The organism is Oscillospiraceae bacterium (assembly GCA_034925865.1).
Lineage (GTDB): Bacteria > Bacillota > Clostridia > Oscillospirales > SIG627 > SIG704.
Genome location: JAYFRN010000020.1, coordinates 1 through 16,992 on the forward strand (window position 1 = coordinate 1; position 16,992 = coordinate 16,992).

Annotated in this window: 13 protein-coding genes, 3 tRNA genes and 2 rRNA genes; 10 read left to right on the forward strand and 8 right to left on the reverse strand. The window is 43.6% G+C overall.

Annotation, left to right across the window (positions count from 1 at the left end):
* From VB118_07865 to VB118_07895, 7 genes are all read left to right on the forward strand, one after another.
* Positions 1-88, forward strand: a 23S ribosomal RNA gene (locus VB118_07865); the annotation flags it as partial.
* A 74-nt stretch (positions 89-162) separates the two neighbouring features.
* Positions 163-238, forward strand: a tRNA-Lys gene (locus VB118_07870).
* A 32-nt stretch (positions 239-270) separates the two neighbouring features.
* A 5S ribosomal RNA gene (gene rrf / locus VB118_07875) occupies positions 271-387 on the forward strand.
* Between the two features lie 668 nt (positions 388-1,055).
* Positions 1,056-1,295 (forward strand): hypothetical protein, encoded by a 240-nt coding sequence (locus tag VB118_07880; protein MEA4832519.1) that lies wholly within the window; start codon positions 1,056-1,058, stop codon positions 1,293-1,295.
* Entirely contained in the window at positions 1,285-2,124 is an 840-nt protein-coding gene (locus VB118_07885) for a tocopherol cyclase family protein (protein ID MEA4832520.1), read from the forward strand. Before VB118_07880 ends, VB118_07885 begins: the two co-directional genes overlap by 11 nt.
* A gap of 254 nt (positions 2,125-2,378) precedes the next feature.
* Positions 2,379-3,122 carry a LysM domain-containing protein gene (locus tag VB118_07890; protein MEA4832521.1) on the forward strand — a complete coding sequence of 248 codons (744 nt, stop codon included), beginning with the start codon at positions 2,379-2,381 and terminating at the stop codon, positions 3,120-3,122.
* Between the two features lie 239 nt (positions 3,123-3,361).
* Entirely contained in the window at positions 3,362-3,571 is a 210-nt protein-coding gene (locus VB118_07895; protein MEA4832522.1) for a ferritin family protein, read from the forward strand.
* Positions 3,572-3,771: 200 nt separating this feature from the next.
* Here VB118_07895 and VB118_07900 read toward each other — a convergent pair whose 3' ends face one another.
* The 7 genes from VB118_07900 to tadA form a co-directional block, all read right to left on the reverse strand.
* Complete coding sequence (locus tag VB118_07900; GenBank protein ID MEA4832523.1) at positions 3,772-4,107, reverse strand: hypothetical protein; 336 nt, start codon at positions 4,105-4,107, stop codon at positions 3,772-3,774.
* Between the two features lie 242 nt (positions 4,108-4,349).
* Positions 4,350-4,586 carry an EamA family transporter gene (locus tag VB118_07905; protein MEA4832524.1) on the reverse strand — a complete coding sequence of 79 codons (237 nt, stop codon included), beginning with the start codon at positions 4,584-4,586 and terminating at the stop codon, positions 4,350-4,352.
* Between the two features lie 350 nt (positions 4,587-4,936).
* Entirely contained in the window at positions 4,937-6,046 is a 1,110-nt protein-coding gene (locus VB118_07910) for a hypothetical protein (protein ID MEA4832525.1), read from the reverse strand.
* Between the two features lie 49 nt (positions 6,047-6,095).
* Positions 6,096-6,473, reverse strand: coding sequence for a hypothetical protein (locus tag VB118_07915; protein MEA4832526.1), 378 nt, complete (start codon positions 6,471-6,473; stop codon positions 6,096-6,098).
* A 405-nt stretch (positions 6,474-6,878) separates the two neighbouring features.
* Positions 6,879-6,954, reverse strand: a tRNA-Thr gene (locus VB118_07920).
* 4 nt (positions 6,955-6,958) lie between these two features.
* A tRNA-Asp gene (locus tag VB118_07925) sits at positions 6,959-7,035 on the reverse strand.
* Between the two features lie 111 nt (positions 7,036-7,146).
* Entirely contained in the window at positions 7,147-7,647 is a 501-nt protein-coding gene (gene tadA / locus VB118_07930) for a tRNA adenosine(34) deaminase TadA (protein ID MEA4832527.1), read from the reverse strand.
* A 172-nt stretch (positions 7,648-7,819) separates the two neighbouring features.
* Here tadA and VB118_07935 point away from each other — a divergent pair, with 172 nt between their 5' ends.
* The 3 genes from VB118_07935 (at position 7,820) to VB118_07945 (ending at position 14,883) form a co-directional block, all read left to right on the forward strand.
* Complete coding sequence (locus VB118_07935) at positions 7,820-11,416, forward strand: DNA polymerase III subunit alpha (GenBank protein MEA4832528.1); 3,597 nt, start codon at positions 7,820-7,822, stop codon at positions 11,414-11,416.
* A 73-nt stretch (positions 11,417-11,489) separates the two neighbouring features.
* On the forward strand, positions 11,490-12,206 hold the full coding sequence (locus tag VB118_07940; GenBank protein MEA4832529.1) for a DUF2975 domain-containing protein: 717 nt from the start codon (positions 11,490-11,492) through the stop codon (positions 12,204-12,206).
* A 79-nt stretch (positions 12,207-12,285) separates the two neighbouring features.
* Entirely contained in the window at positions 12,286-14,883 is a 2,598-nt protein-coding gene (locus tag VB118_07945) for a PBP1A family penicillin-binding protein (GenBank protein MEA4832530.1), read from the forward strand.
* 189 nt (positions 14,884-15,072) lie between these two features.
* Here the strand turns inward: VB118_07945 and VB118_07950 are convergent, their stop codons facing one another.
* Entirely contained in the window at positions 15,073-16,989 is a 1,917-nt protein-coding gene (locus VB118_07950) for an ABC transporter ATP-binding protein (protein ID MEA4832531.1), read from the reverse strand.
* Positions 16,990-16,992: the final 3 nt, after the last annotated feature.

The following is a 16,992-nucleotide window of genomic DNA, read 5'->3' on the forward strand; positions in this document are numbered from 1 at the left end:
CTTGTAGACTACAAGTTTGATAGGTCGCATGTGTAAGCACAGTAATGTGTTCAGCTTAGCGATACTAATTGACCGATAGCTTGAACTACTACATTCCTTATGTTTCATCTTCTTTATTCGGTTTTCAGGGTATTACCTGAACGAGTGCAAGTTTAGATTTTTGCACCTTTAGCTCAGTTGGTAGAGCAACTGACTCTTAATCAGTGGGTCCAGGGTTCGAGTCCCTGAAGGTGCACCACAGTTTAAGTCAGTTGACTGCCTTAAACAGTAGTCAGTGTCTATATTGAGAAGGGTCCACCCGTTCCCATTCCGAACACGGTAGTTAAGCTTCTCTATGCCGAAGATACTTGGCGGGGGACCGCCCGGGAAAATAGGTCGATGCTGACATGTGCCCCCAATAGGGTGGCGCAAAAGCGATACAGTTATGTATCGCTTTTTTTGTCGTTCGACCTGCAAGCGCGTTTACTCAGCGGTGAAAGTCTGCTACAGAAACTGTTAGCAGAAGACAAGGGTGTCCATCGCGAGGTGGAATCTGAAGGAAGTCGGATCTGGGGAGGATAATAACCCACGGGCAAAACCTTGATCAGACGAACAGAAACTGCATACAAGGCATACCCAAAACGGACAAGTTTCCCATACAAAACGAAATCCAATACTGTATAAATTTCGGGGTGTAAATGCAGCAAATATACGAGGTGAAAGTGAACGAGCTTACCCGGGGAAGTCTCACAGACGAAGAAATCAGAAAAAAAAATGAATTGTAAGAAGTCAGCAGAGACAGTAGTAGCGGAAGCATATCACGAAGGGTTCAATACTTTTTTATCTTCTGACACCTTTCTTCTGACTATTATTTTATCAGTTTTTTAGGTGTCTGTAGTGTAAATGAAAGCTAAATTCGATACCTCTGCTCTCATAAATTTAGTTTAATTTGAGCTACTGATTATGCTCATTCTCCATAGTTACCCATATTGAAGAATTATAATTATTGCTTCTACGTTTATTTAATTATATCGAAGCAAATAATAAAGAAAACTGCAATATGGAGATGGACGCAATTGAATAAGATTAGTTTCGACCTTTTACACAGTAATCTGACTGCACAGCTTTTTACAAACAATATAATAACTGCACCCAAAAACTGCATCATACCGGCAAAGCTCTGTCCGCATCGCGATTGCACATTTAAATGTAACGATATCGGGAATGAATGGTACTGCCCAGAGCACGGCTGGTGTTCAAAGAAAAGCATAAAGCTCATAGGCAATTATGTGCCTGGTGATATTGATGTCCGGTAAATTCAGCGGGTATTATTTCAAACATCAGAAAAACGGACGGACGGTCGCGTTTATTCCAGGCATATCGGATCAAGGCGCGTTCATACAAGTTATTACTGACAGCCGATCCTATCATTTTGAATTTTCGGCTGCTGCGATGGGAAAGGAAATAACCATCGGCAAATGCCATTTTTCCACTAAAGGTATTCATATTGATCTACCTGGGATTCAAGGCGATATTATGTATTCGGACGTAACACCTATAAAGTCAGATATCATGGGGCCGTTTCGCTTTTTCCCTATGGAGTGCAGGCATAAAATTGTAAGCATGCGTCATAAATTGAACGGTTCGCTCAGAGCTGAAAACAAGATATACGATTTTAATGGTGGAACGGGATACATCGAGGGTGACAGCGGAAGATCGTTTCCTGAAAAATACGTCTGGCTTCAGACAAACGATTTTTTAGACGGCAGCAGTGTTATGTTGTCGGTCGCGGAAATACCTTTCTTAGGCCTTCATTTTGAAGGCTGCATATGCGTTGTTTTAAACAGAGAGACAGAATACCGGATTGCTACCTATCACGGAGCAAAAGCGGTATTATGTGAAAACTCTATTATTTTATGTCAGGGCGACCTCAGGCTTACGGCAGACATTCTGTCTTATGGCACTGGATTTTCTCTTGCGTCGCCGCATGAAGGAAAATTAAAAGATATTATCAAAGAAAACAACAATGCAAAGGTACTTTTTAAGCTGACCAGTAAAGGTAAAACTGTATGCGACATTTTAAGCGAAAACGCAGCGATCGAATGTTTCGGATATCCGCTGTTGCCTAGGTATTCAGAGCAATAATATGATATGATCAGGTCAACTTCCGGAAAATCAGGTTGGATTCTTTCGTAATATAAGAAAAACCGCAGCGCTTCTATACAAACGCTGCGGTTTTTATAAACCATATGAATATCTACGTTCCAAAGTTCTTTCGGTTTGATAATAGAGTCAGCCTGCAGAGAAACCATTTTGAGGATTATTTATCTAAGGGAACATATTATAATTTATAACATACTATATAGTAATGAACTATTATTTGAAAGGCAGTGATACATATGCCCTCATGTTCTGCAGGAACATATCCATATACAATACAATCCGGAGATTCATTATGGTCGATTGCACAACGTTTCCGTTTAACCGTTCATGAAATCGCATCAGTAAATCCCAGACTTGATGTCAACAATCTTTATATCGGTCAGATTATCTGTATTCCCAATAGAAACAACCAGCCTTCGCAGCCAATATCCATGGGCATCAGCAAGGCGGAACAAACGCTAAGCAATCATATGCGGCTCTTATGGGAACAACATGTTTATTGGACGAGGATGGCCATACTCAGTATGGCTTTTGGATTGCCGGATGTAGAATATGTTACAAATCAACTTTTAGAGAACCCAAAGAATTTTGAAAATGCACTCAGGCCATTTTACGGGGAGGACATTGCTGCAAAATTCGCTGAGCTATTAACAAATCATCTTGCAATTGCTGCTGAGCTTATTAAAGCGGCAAAGGCAGACGATAGCGCCGCAGCTGCCGATGCCGAAAAACGATGGTATGAAAATGCGGATGAGATTGCGGACTTCCTTGGCAGCATAAATCAGTATTGGTCAGTGCAGGAATGGAAGAATATGCTGTATGACCATCTTGCGATGACAAAAGACGAAGCCGTTGATATTCTTGACCAAAAATACGAAGACAGCATAAATATGTTTTCAAATATCGAACATGAAGCACTGGCCATGGCCGATATCATGACACAAGGGATTGTGAAGCAATTTTCAAAGTTTTTCAAATAGAAAGCGTTTTCGGTATCATAAAACAAATGTTATAGACAGATATTCTTGATTTTACCGATTCCTTCCTGAAAAAAAGGGAATGGATCAATTTAGCGAATTATTAATACGTCAAGTGAATAATCACAGGTCTTTTAGAAAAAAGGTTCCGGTATAAGTCGGTACGCTTCGACAATTCAAAGTCACGTCTGTGAATAAATCGGATTTTTACGATGGATAATAAAGTATAGGAGGTACTTTATATGGATGATAAAAGCGGGTTTGTCATTACAAACCGGGACAGAGTGCTAAGGGCATGGGAAAATTCCACCGAACTTGTACGCAACTATCAAGAATATTCACATGAAATGGAAGATGACAAAAAATTGGCGGAGATTTTCGCCGAATATGCAGAGGATGAAGCGCTGCATGCAGTAAAGCTGCTGAAACTGCTTCAAAGCTATGAAAAATAAGAAACGGCGGCTGAAAATATACTCAGCCGCCGTTTCTTATTGCAGAATCAAGAAGTAAGCAAAACACCTGTGATAATGGAGCCAATCCAAGCCCACACATCGGACTTTTAGAACTGTACCAAGTCTTTTAGTACTTACTGCTCCCCCACTTTACCTTATTCGTCTTCCGTCACAGAACTACGTAGTTAATCCTAGTCGTTTTATACTGCATTATGAACAATGGCTACTATAGCATCTATCGGTATATCAGTTACAGAACCAACACCTGAGTTACAAAAACCATTGCAATAATCAGTTCCGCCATAAAGTCCGTTATTGCTTCCGCCACAGCATCCTCTACGTGACTTTTGATTGCATGCACTGCCTAACGCACAGCTGGGGGCAGGGCCAAATCTCGTAATCAGTCGAATGAAGCAATGGTTAACAGCAGTAACTACCCCTGTAAACCCAGATCCTGAGATGCCGCCGCTTTTAGTAAATATTGTTATAGTTTCGCCGACATTACAATACAATTCATTTATATTAGTATTTTCCATAAAATCTCCCTATGAGGTGCACCTGTTATATTATATTCCCTAATATGACAAAATGCGACAAAATTTTGTTTACTCAATGAGGAGTATATCAATTTAATTCGTTCAGCATAAAGCCCGACATATGGGACCTTTTTACACTATAACGAAGCCTTTCAAGTACTTAATGTTCAAGTAAACAAGATCATATATACGAGAGCAGCCCACCGCTCTGACCGAATACGATGGGCTGATATCGAGCGCTATCATGCCGATTGTATATGGCAGCTCTTTTTTGTAAGTTTTTCTTCTGAGGCTTTATGCCTGCTCCTACCCAGAAAATATATTATTCCTATTCCGATCCCCGCGCCGGAGTAAAGAAATGATGCCATAAATGTCGGCTCGATTTTCGCAAGCAGTAGCTTGGAAAAAGGCATATTTATCGCATATAATACGGCTGCTAAGACAGCGTATACAATAGCTGTAACTTTCTTTTTACTCATAATAGGTTCCTTCATAATTCGTGTTTTTACCGCCACATCCGAACTGACTTCACAACCTCGGCTTTTTCAAAAAACATCTAAAGCGACCACTCACAAACCTCTGACACCTAACCATACCACTCGTCAGATTATGACATCTAAATCGCTCTGTTACGTTCAAAATCAAGTCTTTGGACTTATTCCCACAGGACGAAAATCTGTGGCCGTAAACACCTTGCTTTCGATATAAAAGACCACTAAAAATACCTTTTTACCCTTGCCATCAATACCACGCACCCAACGTGCCTTGAGTGGGTAAAAAAAGATGTCGTACCCCTCTGTATCTCCTTGGTGAAAGGATAGCGATTATATTACTTAAAATTATTAATATGTCTCGGACAATCTATCAAATAGCAATATGGTTCAACTTTTAAGTTTTTGGTGATATCTGAAATCTCAGGCCTTTTGTCAAAATCAATTATTGAGTAATAACCATTTTTTAATTCGAGCATCTCATTTTCAAAATACGCTATAATTTCTTTCGAATAAATATCATCTGTTTCGTAGTTCTCAATAGTATCCTTTATTTCTTGTATTTTTGATTCAAATACAACTTTGCATTTTTCATTAAATCCAAGCGTGTGTAGTGTATATAAAATAACTTGTATTTCCTCGCCAAAAAAAGATAGACTGTATTCATTACCGTTGGAATCTCGATACTTATCTTCGAACATTTTGTTTACTTTTTGATACTCCTCAAGAGAATAATACAAATCCATCAGCTCAAAAACGCCGATCACCTTAGTATTACCGAACCGATACTTCATATACAGATCGTCGGCAATTATGCTTGCCTCTCTTTTTTTGCCCAGTGATAACAAGGCAAAGGCATAGCAAAAATGTATCTTTTCAATTAATTCATTTAAATCGTCCAAATCTCCGGCTAACTGTTTAAATAGATTAAGTGCTTGGTTAATATCCTTCTTTTTTAAAAGGCAGTAACCCAATTGATATTTGTATTCAATATTTTGGGGGGCATACTCCAGGATTTTAAGAACCATTTGTTGAGCTTTGTTAAGATCCACATCTAAGTATAATGTTGATAGAGCATAATATGTGTTAATAAAAGGCGTACCCAGAATTATTGCGCGTTCCAAGAGCAATATTGCTTTATTCGGTTCATAACATTCTTTATCATAAATGTAAGCTAAATCATTTAATATTTCACATAATTCTTCGGTACTCATTTTATTCTCATATTTCCTTATTGCATCTTCCAGTAAAGAAATAATATCTTCATTCTCCCGGCAATCTTCATAATACATAATTGCTAATTGACAAATAGCCTTTATATTTTCGGGTTCCTTTTTTAACAATGATTCTAAGTAATCAATATATTCTTTCAATATATAAGAGTATTGATCGTATTCTTCGGTCTGCACAATATCGTGAATCTTTCTGATATAATAATCAATTGTCATATTTCATTCTCCTTATCATTCAGCATTCTCCAGCCATTGTTATTGCTCCTTATTGCTTTTCAAAAATTTCTTTCTTTCTTATTTCGACCATCTTTTTCATAAACTGTAGATCATCTACATTAGGGTTATCAATTCTAAAGGTACACCCACAGACTTTATCGAATTCTTTACCGAATATCACTTTATGTCTGCCACCACCACATGAGCCGCAATTACCGCAACCGTCAACATGTTTCCAAGCTATTTCTTTAAGCTCTTTTTCTATTGGGAAATCTTCTAAAGAAATTGAATTCATATCATCTGACCAAACTGTCCAATGATTATCTTTTTCGTCAGGGTCTTTTATTGCAATAAAGCATACACATTCATTATTGTATTTTATAATGTAATAAATTTTATCTTTCCTTATATAATCTTCGATATACATTATACATTCCTCGCTACTTTAAAATTCACTATTATATTTATTTTATATCATAATGTCCCTAAAATCAACTATATAAAAACAAAATTTGTCGATTATATTATTTGCCTATTCAGTTTCACTCAGACATACATCGACAACGCTTCTATTGTCTTACGGTACAAACAAAAAAATATTGCGTCAAGGCTTGGCCATACACAACTGTCAACAACAAACCGTTATGTACATGCTCTCAAAGACGCAGGCGAAACCGCAGATATGGTGTTTGATGAACATGCAAAAGAACTGGTATAAGGAAGTGAGAAAAAAAGCTTGATTCGGTATTCGATTAAAGACCAAATTCAAAATATAGATAAAACAAAAAAAGCACGATTCGCAAGAAAATCCTTGCAAATCAATGCTTTTACGTGGAGCTGACAAGCCGGATCGAACGGCCGACCTCATCCTTACCAAGGATGTGCTCTACCTACTGAGCTATGTCAGCAAAATGGCGATCCGGATGAGACTCGAACTCACGACCTCTAGCGTGACAGGCTAGCGTTCTAACCAACTGAACTACCGGACCGTATATTGGCGATAATAAAAATCGCTGCCCGAATATATTACCATATCGGTGACTTTTTGTCAAGCACAAAATTCATAAATTTTATACTATTTACGTTTAAAAAGTTTGTGTTTATTGCTTACCGGCGTTTTTATCGGCGGACTTTTTCGCCCTTAGAGAACGAAAAAAATCCGACAGCAATTTTCGTGATTCCTCCGCCATAACACCTCCGACGATTTCCGGCTTGTGATTCAGAGGAAAATCGTTGAGGGATAGAACGGAGCCGAAAGAGCCCGCTTTGCTATCCGCGCATCCGTAAACAACGCGTCTTATTCGCGCGTTTACAATCGCACCGGCGCACATCGGACACGGCTCCATGGTCACATATAAATCGCATTTATGCAGCCGCCATCCGTCCAAAGCCTTATTGGCACGGGACAGAGCGATTATTTCGGCATGCGCAAGCGCGCTTTTTTTTGTCTCGCGCAGATTGTATCCCCACGAAACGATTTCTCCGTCGCATACGATAACGGCGCCTACGGGTGTTTCTCCTCGGCGTGCCGCCAAAGCCGCGTAATGCAGAGCGCGACCCATAAAATATTTATCGTTGTTGTTCAGCTTTTTTTCTGTCATTGAATCAATTCCTGCCATAAAAATGTGCCGGTTCTCTGAACCGTAAAGAGAATTTGATTTTATTTATTTGATATGATATAATGAAGTAACACATTTTATTATATGGTATTATAGCATAATTGTGTTATAAACCGCAACAAGATTTTTGATCCATAAACAAAAGAGGGAGCGCATGGGCTTTTGTCATCTTCATCTTCATACTGAATACAGCCTTCTCGACGGAGCCTGTCCCATAGAGGAAACCGTCATACGCGCGAAGGAGCTCGGGATGACCTCCGCCGCGATAACCGATCACGGAGTCATGTACGGAGTGATCGATTTTTTCCGTGCCGCGAAAAAGTACGCAATAAAACCGATAATCGGCTGTGAGGTTTATGTTGCCCGACGCACTCGTTTTGATAAAGAATTTTCCGCGGACAGAGAAAATTATCACCTGATCCTGTTATGCAAAGATATGACAGGATATAAAAACCTGATAAAGCTGGTTTCTCTTGCTTATATTGAGGGGTTTTACGGAAAGCCAAGGATTGATCTCGACCTGCTCAAATCGCACAGCAAGGGGATTATAGCGCTTTCGGCCTGCCTTTCCGGGCGCGTACCGTCGCTGATACTCAATAATGAGCTTGCGGCCGCCGAAGCGGAAGCAATGCGGATGAAAAGCATATTCGGCGGGGATTATTATTTTGAGCTGCAGAACCACGGCATGCCTGACGAAATGCGCGTCAACGCCGTGCTCGCGTCGCTTTCAAAAAAGCTTTCCATACCTATGGTCGCGACAAACGATGTACATTACCTGAAAAAATCGGATGCGCGCAGCCAGGAAGTCCTGATGTGTATCCAGACCGGCACAACGCTTGACGATGACAGCCGCATGAAGCTTCCTAACGACGAGTTTTATCTGAAAAGCCCGGATGAAATGGCGGCTCTGTTTGAAAAATATCCCGAGGCAATCGAAAACACAGAGAAAATTGCCGATATGTGCTCGCTTGAATTTTCGTTTGATACGCTTTATCTGCCTGGGTTCGAGGCTCCGGACGGGAAAAGCGCGGAAGCGTATCTGAGGGAATGCTGCGAAAAAGGGCTTGAACAAAGGCTTTCCTCAGGCGCTATCGCGGCAAGCGGCGAAAGCGCATACCGTTCACGCATGGAATACGAGCTGTCGGTAATTATAAAAATGGGCTTTTGCGAGTATTTTCTTATTGTTTCGGACTTTGTCAATTATGCAAAAAATAAAGGGATATACGTAGGTCCCGGTCGCGGAAGCGGCGCGGGCAGTCTATGCGCCTTCGCGCTCAGGATAACTGATATCGACCCTATAAAATACGGTCTTCTTTTTGAGCGTTTCCTTAATCCGGAGCGCGTTTCCATGCCTGACTTTGATATTGATTTCTGCTATGAGCGCCGGCACGAGGTCATCGAATATGTCGCGGCTAAATATGGCGAGGATCACGTTTCGCAGATAATAACCTTCAATACAATGGCGTCCCGCGCCGTTGTCCGCGATGTCGGACGCGTACTGGGCATGTCTTACGCAGATGTCGACGAAGTTGCTAAGGCGATACCGCACGCGCTTGATATGACGCTGGACAAGGCTCTTGCGGAGGTAAAGGAATTCAGACACATATACGACGACAACGCGGACGCGCACCGGCTTATTGATATAGCAAAAACGCTTGAGGGTATGCCGCGCCACGCCTCGATGCATGCCGCCGGTGTCGTCATCACCGACAAGCCGGTCATGGAATACGTCCCGCTTGCCGTCAATTCCGGCGTAACCGTGACGCAGTTTCCGATGAATACGATAGCCGATATCGGTCTTTTAAAAATGGATTTTCTCGGGCTGCGGTATCTCACCGTGATCCGCGACGCCGTCGAGCTGATCAGATACAAAAATCCCGGCTTTTCAATCGAGAATATTCCGTATGACGACGCCGAAACCTTTGATATGATCTCCGCCGGACGAAATGCGGGAGTGTTCCAGCTGGAATCCGGCGGCATGACTTCGCTCTGCGTACAGATGAAGCCGCGCAATATTGAGGACATAACCGCCGCAATCGCGCTTTACCGTCCGGGTCCGATGGATTCCATTCCGAAATATCTCGAAAACCGAAAAAACGCGGACGCAATTAAATATGATGTCCCGGCATTTAAAAATATACTCGGCGTGACATACGGCTGTATTGTATATCAGGAGCAGGTCATGCAGATTTTCCGCGAGCTTGCCGGGTATTCATACGGACGCGCGGATCTGGTCCGGCGCGCCATGAGCAAGAAAAAGCAGAAGGAAATGGAAAAGGAGCGCGAATATTTCCTTCACGGGAAAACCGTCCTGTCTCCGGATGGCTCCGGAGTTATCGAGGAATGCTATGGCGCGCTTAAATACGGACTTGACGAGGACACGGCAAATAAAATTTTTAATGAAATGGCCGAATTTGCCAAATACGCCTTTAATAAATCCCATGCCGCCGCATACAGCATCATTACCTACCGCACGGCTTATCTCAAATGCAGATTTCCTTCAGAATATCTCGCCGCACGCTTGAGCGCCGCGCTAATCGACGGAAAAGTTCCGTTTTATATGGCCGAATGCGCCAAATCAGGTATTCCCGTGCTTCCTCCCGATATAAATGAGAGCAATATGGGCTTTTCCGCGATTACACGGGAAGGAAAGCCGGCTATACGTTTCGGGCTTCTTGCCGTCAAAAACGTCGGCGAGGGTTTTATCCACGATATGTTCATTGAGCGCGCTTCACGTCCGTTTTCTGATTTCGCGGATTTCATCATGCGTATGTCCGTAGCCGGGCTTAACCGTAAAACAGTTGAAAGCCTTGTGCTGGCAGGCGCGTTTGACAGCTTTGGAATAGAGCGCAACCGCCTTGTTGCCGTTACGGAAAACGCCATAAACTCGGTTGCGCGTTCAAAAAAGCAAAATATATCCGGTCAGCTCGACCTTTTCGCAGACCGCTCAGGATATGAATCGGCTGAAAATAACGGAGGGGGGAGTCTTGACATAGAATATCCCGCTCTGCCGCCGCTTTCGGAAAAAGAAAAGCTTGCGCTGGAGAGGGAAGTATGCGGAATGTATCTCTCCGGCCATCCCATGTACGAGTATGCGGATATTCCGGGCGTTACTCAAATATCATATTTAAGTGAAGAAAACAGCGGAATTCCCGCGTTTTCGGACGGCGATGCGGTTACGTTATGCGGTATGATTACCTCAAAAAAGATTAAGCCCGCCAAAAACAACTCCCGTGTCGCTTTCGTTGAGCTTGAGGACCTTTCCGGCAAGACAGAGCTTATACTCTTTGAAAGCGTTTTGGCTAAATGCGAAAAGCTGCTTTATGATGAGAGCATTGTCACTGTTGCCGGCACTGTTTCGACAAAAGGTGATGAAATAAAAATTTTGGCCAGATCGGTTGTTGCCGCGAAAAAGCCCGGACCCCGGAATAATACAGACATCGGCTCCGCCGGAACCGCGAAAGCATCTGATATATCGAGCGCGGATAAATACGCAGAAAAGCCGGAAAATGTTAATTTTCAGGCATCGGATAAAATATACTTGCGTTTGCCGTCGAAAGGTACTAAAATAGAGAAAAGAATCATGGCTCTTCTTGATATTTTCGAAGGATCGACGCCAGTTATCGTATATTACGGCGATGAAAAGAAATCTTACCGGCTTTCGGGGCTCGGATGCGCTCCGGATGATAAGCTTATCGCCGAGCTGAGGCATCTCGCCGGAGAAGACAACGTGGTATACAAGCAGTCATGATTGCATATCATGACCACCGGCATTCATAATCACATTAATGACCGCTCGTGTTCATGAATTGAAAGGAAGTTAAATGAAAGCAAAGAAAGGCTCCGTGCCGGAGCCACCGAAGTTGAAAACGTACGGATACGCGAAGAGCTTGGCAAAGCTTTTTTCGCCTGTATTCAATGTTCTGTTTTTCGTGCTTGTCGGCGCCGCGGTCATGCTCGTCATACTGGTTCCGATAATCGCCGTGATAGACACTCCTGTGGATCAGATGCTGCTTCCTCCGTTTATGAAACAGATATCCGATGCATCGGGAAATACAGTTTCATTTGACATATTCTTGGGAAACGGCGTAAAAGTCGTCGCCGACGCGAATAATGTTGCGCTTTCGGACATTAAAACAGTAATATATGCCGGGATCGTCTCGCTTTTAGCTATTATGCTTGTTATCGCGCCGATAACAAAGTTTTTATCGCTTTTATTGAAGAATATCGGCTCCGGTGACATATTCAACGAAAAGAATCCGCGGCTCATGATGTTCATCGGGCTTTGCGCTTTAATAGGAAATCCGCTTATTCTTTTCGTCGGACGCTTTTATAATTATTATCTGTTGACGACCTTTGTACGTCCGGTGACTGAGAAAATACAGTTGTCTCTGGGATTTGATTTTTATGGGCTTGTATTCGGCGCGCTCGTTATTTTATTCGGCGCGGTATACGGTTATTCGTGCGAAAAAGCGCGGATGATCACATTAGACCGCAACGCGGCTGATACCGAAATTGTCAAACAGGAATCAGATTTATAAGATCCGGATCTTTATAAGTAAATTATTAAAATGATAATCCGGGAACTTAAGGTATGTTTATAAGGCACAGGTAAAAAATATGGAACACAATTCATCCCGCCGCGCCCCGAAAAAGCCGGGTGCAGTCCGTGCGGCCGAAACGGTCTTCGGCACTATTTTTAAATATTTCACAAAGGTCATGACTTACGCACTTAACATAGTCATGACGCTTGTGTTGATCTTTGTTATAACAGGCTCGATAATGGGCACGGTGTTTGCGCTTTATATAAAGGATTATATAGACGGCTCATTTGATATAGATAATCTGCGGGTCGATTCAAATCTCACCACATCTATATATTTCCGCGATATCGACGAGCTTGGAGAGACCGTATGGAAGGAGGACGAGGAAGAACGCATACACGGCACCGAAAACCGTCTTTGGGTTTCCTACAACGAGCTTCCTAAGAATCTCATCAACGCTTTCGTGGCAATTGAGGACAAGCGGTTTTTCACACACCCCGGCGTTGATCTCAATAGGATGGTAAAAGCTATCATAGGATTTGTCACAGGCAAAGACGAGGGCGGCGGAAGCACGATAACTCAGCAGCTTATAAAAAACGTCACCGGCGACGACGACGTGCGTGTTCAGCGCAAGATACAGGAGATTCTTCGCGCGCTCGACCTGGAAAAGCGCCGCAGCAAAGAAGAAATATTTGAGATGTATATCAATACGATATACCTTGCTCAGGGCGCCAATGGAGTTCAGGCCGCGGCGCATGTATATTTCAACAAGGATGTCAAGGATCTGACGCTTGTCGAATGCGCCGCGCTTGCGTCAATACCGCAGAATCCGTCGAAATGGGATCCCGTGAGATATCCGGAAAATAATAAGAAGCGCCGAAACGATCAAGTACTTTGGGAAATGTATCAGCAGGGTCTTATAAGCCAACAGGAATTCGACGAGGCATACAATGCAGAGCTTGTCCTTTCAAGGGGCACCGATGATACAAAAACACAGGTTGCCGTGATTCACAACTACTTTGTCGACGCCGTTATGGATCAATTTATTGCGGATTATACGGCGCAATATAAGGTTTCAGCTGAAATCGCAAAACAGCTGCTTTTTTCCGGCGGACTTCAGATTTATACGACAATGGATAAGCGGATACAGGGCATCATGGAAAAGGTATATGAAGACGATGCGAACTTTCCCGATACCTCATCCGCGGGCGTAAAGCCGGAATCGGCGATGGTCATCATGGATCAAGAGCACGGCGACGTGGTCGGACTGGTCGGCGGACGCGGCGAAAAAACCGTGGCCCGAGGATTCAACCGCGCCACTCAGGCAAAAAGACAGCCGGGAAGCGCGATAAAGCCGCTGACCGTTTATTCCCCGGCATTGGAGCTGGGGCTTGTCAATTACGCGACCACCTTTGACGATACACCGTTCAGATACGACACTCAGCTTAAACGAATGTGGCCGTCAAACTCGCCGGCGAAATACGAGGGAGTAATCAATCTCAATTACGCGCTTACCAACTCGAAGAATACGGTTGCCGTCAGAATAATGAACATGCTGACGCCTCAGACGGCGTTCAAATTTGCTACAGAGAAGTTCCATATGTCAACATTTGTGGATAGTCTGAGGATGCCGAGCGGTGAAGTAAAAACCGATATGACCCTTTCGGCAATGGCGCTCGGAGGTCTTACCTACGGCGTCAAAGTCATTGATATGGCGGCGGCTTATTGCACCTTCCCCAACAACGGAGTATATAATAAATCTCGTCTTTATATCAAGGTTCTCGACAAGGACGGAAACATCATTCTCTCGAACGAAGAACAACCCGAAGTTATCCTTTCGGAGGAAACAGACGCGCTGATGGTCGCCATGATGAAGAACGTGGTCGCAAACGGTACGGCACAAAAGCTGAAACTTCAAAATTCAGTTGACTGTGCCGGAAAGACCGGAACGACGAGTCTCCGCCGTGACCTTTACTATGTCGGTTACACTCCTTATTACACCGGAGCCGTATGGTATGGCTACGATTCCAATCTGGAACTTCCGTCAGGTGGTGAAAGCCCAGCTCTTTATCTCTGGGACGTAATTATGACAGAGATACACCAGCCGTATATCGACGCGGCAAAATCGGGAGGGGAGCCGCTTAAAAAGTTCGTTAATTCGTCAAAGATTATTGAAAGGTATATCTGCAAGGATTCCGGCAAGCTGGCGACGGAGAACTGTAAACTTGATCTTCGTCGACCCCAAGGATGCCGTGTGGAAAAAGCGTACTTCACGCAAGCGACCGTGCCGACGGAATACTGCGACTGTCATGTTCTCGTGGATTACTGCGAGGATTGGAATTGTGTCGCCGGCCCGAACTGCAAGCACACGCATAAAGTTGCGCTGGTTAAAACGCCTTACCGTGAATTTGAAACACAGACATATGTGGTTGACGCGCAGTATACCTATATGGAGCTTCCGGATGGTTATGTCTATCCATCTGACACCTCGCTGCCATATTATATCAATTTGTATCCCTCTGACCGGTATCCCGGCAAGACTGCCGGAGTTCAAAGGCCGGCAAATTCGTTCTGCGTAGAGGATAATTACGGAATGACAGACAAGTTTTATAGCGCAAACAGGCCGCCGGATAAAGGCGATCCCAACAAGATTCCGGTTGCCCCGTCCCCCTAAATAACTATTAAATAACCGGCGCTCCTAAGCAATAAGCTTAGGAGCGCCGGTTGATGTATAAGCTTCTGAGGGATATGACGCATATCAAATAATGACGACATAGTAAAACTTTAGAACGCTATAATATTGCTAGAACCAATATTGAGTTTCTTGCCAGGCTTCTTTTCAAAGAAGCCGCGTATCAATTTCTTACTCCAGCTCAAAAGCTCCAGTATACAGTCTGTAATAAGTTCCCTTATCGGAAATAAGCTTGCTGTGACTGCCGCGCTCTATGATATTTCCGTGATCGAGTACCATAATCACGTCGGAATTCTTGACGGTGGAAAGCCTGTGGGCGATCACGAAAACCGTCCGTCCGTCCATAAGGCTGTCCATACCGCGCTGAACTATCGCTTCCGTACGAGTATCAATTGAGGAAGTCGCTTCATCAAGGATCATGACCGGCGGATCGGCGACCGCAGCGCGCGCAATGGATATGAGCTGGCGCTGACCCTGGGAAAGCCCGCTGCCATCACCGGAAAGGACTGTTTCATAACCGTTGGGAAGCATGCGGATAAAACCGTCGGCATTCGCGCGCTTTGCGGCCGCAACACATTCTTCATCGGTGGCATCCAGCTTTCCGTAACGGATATTTTCCATAACGGTTCCGGTAAACAGGTTTACATCCTGAAGCACCATGCCCAAAGATCGGCGCAGGTCGCTTTTTTTGATTTTGTTTATATTAATACCGTCATATCTGATTTTTCCGTCGGCTATATCATAAAAACGGTTTATCAAATTTGTAATTGTGGTTTTTCCCGCGCCTGTCGCGCCCACAAAGGCAACCTTCTGACCGGGCATCGCGTAAAGCGAAACCCCGTTGAGGACATTTTTACCTTCTTCATATGCGAAATCAACATCGAAGAATTCAACCTTGCCGTCAAGGGGAGTATATGTGATGCTGCCGTCCGCGGAATGAGGATGCTTCCATGCCCAAAGCTCGGTGTGTTTGTCTGTTTCGCAAATAACTCCGTCCTTGTATTCTGCGTTTACGAGAGTAACATATCCGGCATCATTTTCGCTTTCTTCGTCGATCAGCTCAAAGATACGCTGAGCCCCGGCAAGCGCCATTATGATGGAGCTTAATTGCTGTGAAACCTGACTGATCGGCATGATAAAGCTGCGCGAAAGGTTTAAAAACGACGCGATCATACCGAGTGTAAGCGTATTTATTCCGGCTAGTGAAACGTTTGTAAGTCCGCCTATCGCCATCGCTCCGCCCGTCACGGCGAGCAAAACATAAAGGATATAGCCGAAATTGTTCATTATCGGCATGAATACATTAGCGTAAATATTCGCTTTTGTAGAATAGTCGCAAAGCTCGGAATTTTTAGCTTCAAAAATATTTTTCGTTTTGTTTTCACGGCAGAAAACCTTGACGACTCTCTGACCGTTGATCATCTCTTCGATAAAGCCATTGACATCGCCGACCGCGCGCTGTTGATTCACGAAATATTTACCGCTGTAAGACGCGATCTTTTTCATGACGATCATTATCAGGAATATACAGATGATCACAAACAGCGTTAGCCATATGCTTAAAGAGAGCATGGCGAAGAATACGGCAACAGCGGTGATTATTGATGAAAACACCTGCGGGATGCTTTGAGAGATCATCTGGCGGAGCGTGTCCGTATCGTTTGTATAACGGCTCATTACGTCGCCGTGGTTATGAACATCAAAATATTTGATCGGAAGCGTCTGCATATGCACGAACATTTCATCGCGGATTTTTTTAAGGATGCCCTGAGAAATGATCGCCATGATCCGGCTGTAAAGAAATCCGGCGAAGACTCCGATCAGATATATATAGCCCATTTTAATTATGACGGATAGAAGCGCCGAAAAATCCGCGGAGGAATCCAGCAGAAGAGGATTGATGTAATCGTCGATCAGCGTTTTCAGGAATATTGACGAAACAACGCCGACGGCGGCGCTCGCAGCGATACATAAAAAAACGATGATTAAACTGAATCTGTAAGGTTTGAAATATTTCAAAAGGCGTTTCAGCGTTTTTTTATCGAGTTTTTTGCCGGTCGGAGCGCCCATAGAACCGGGCCTTTTCATGCC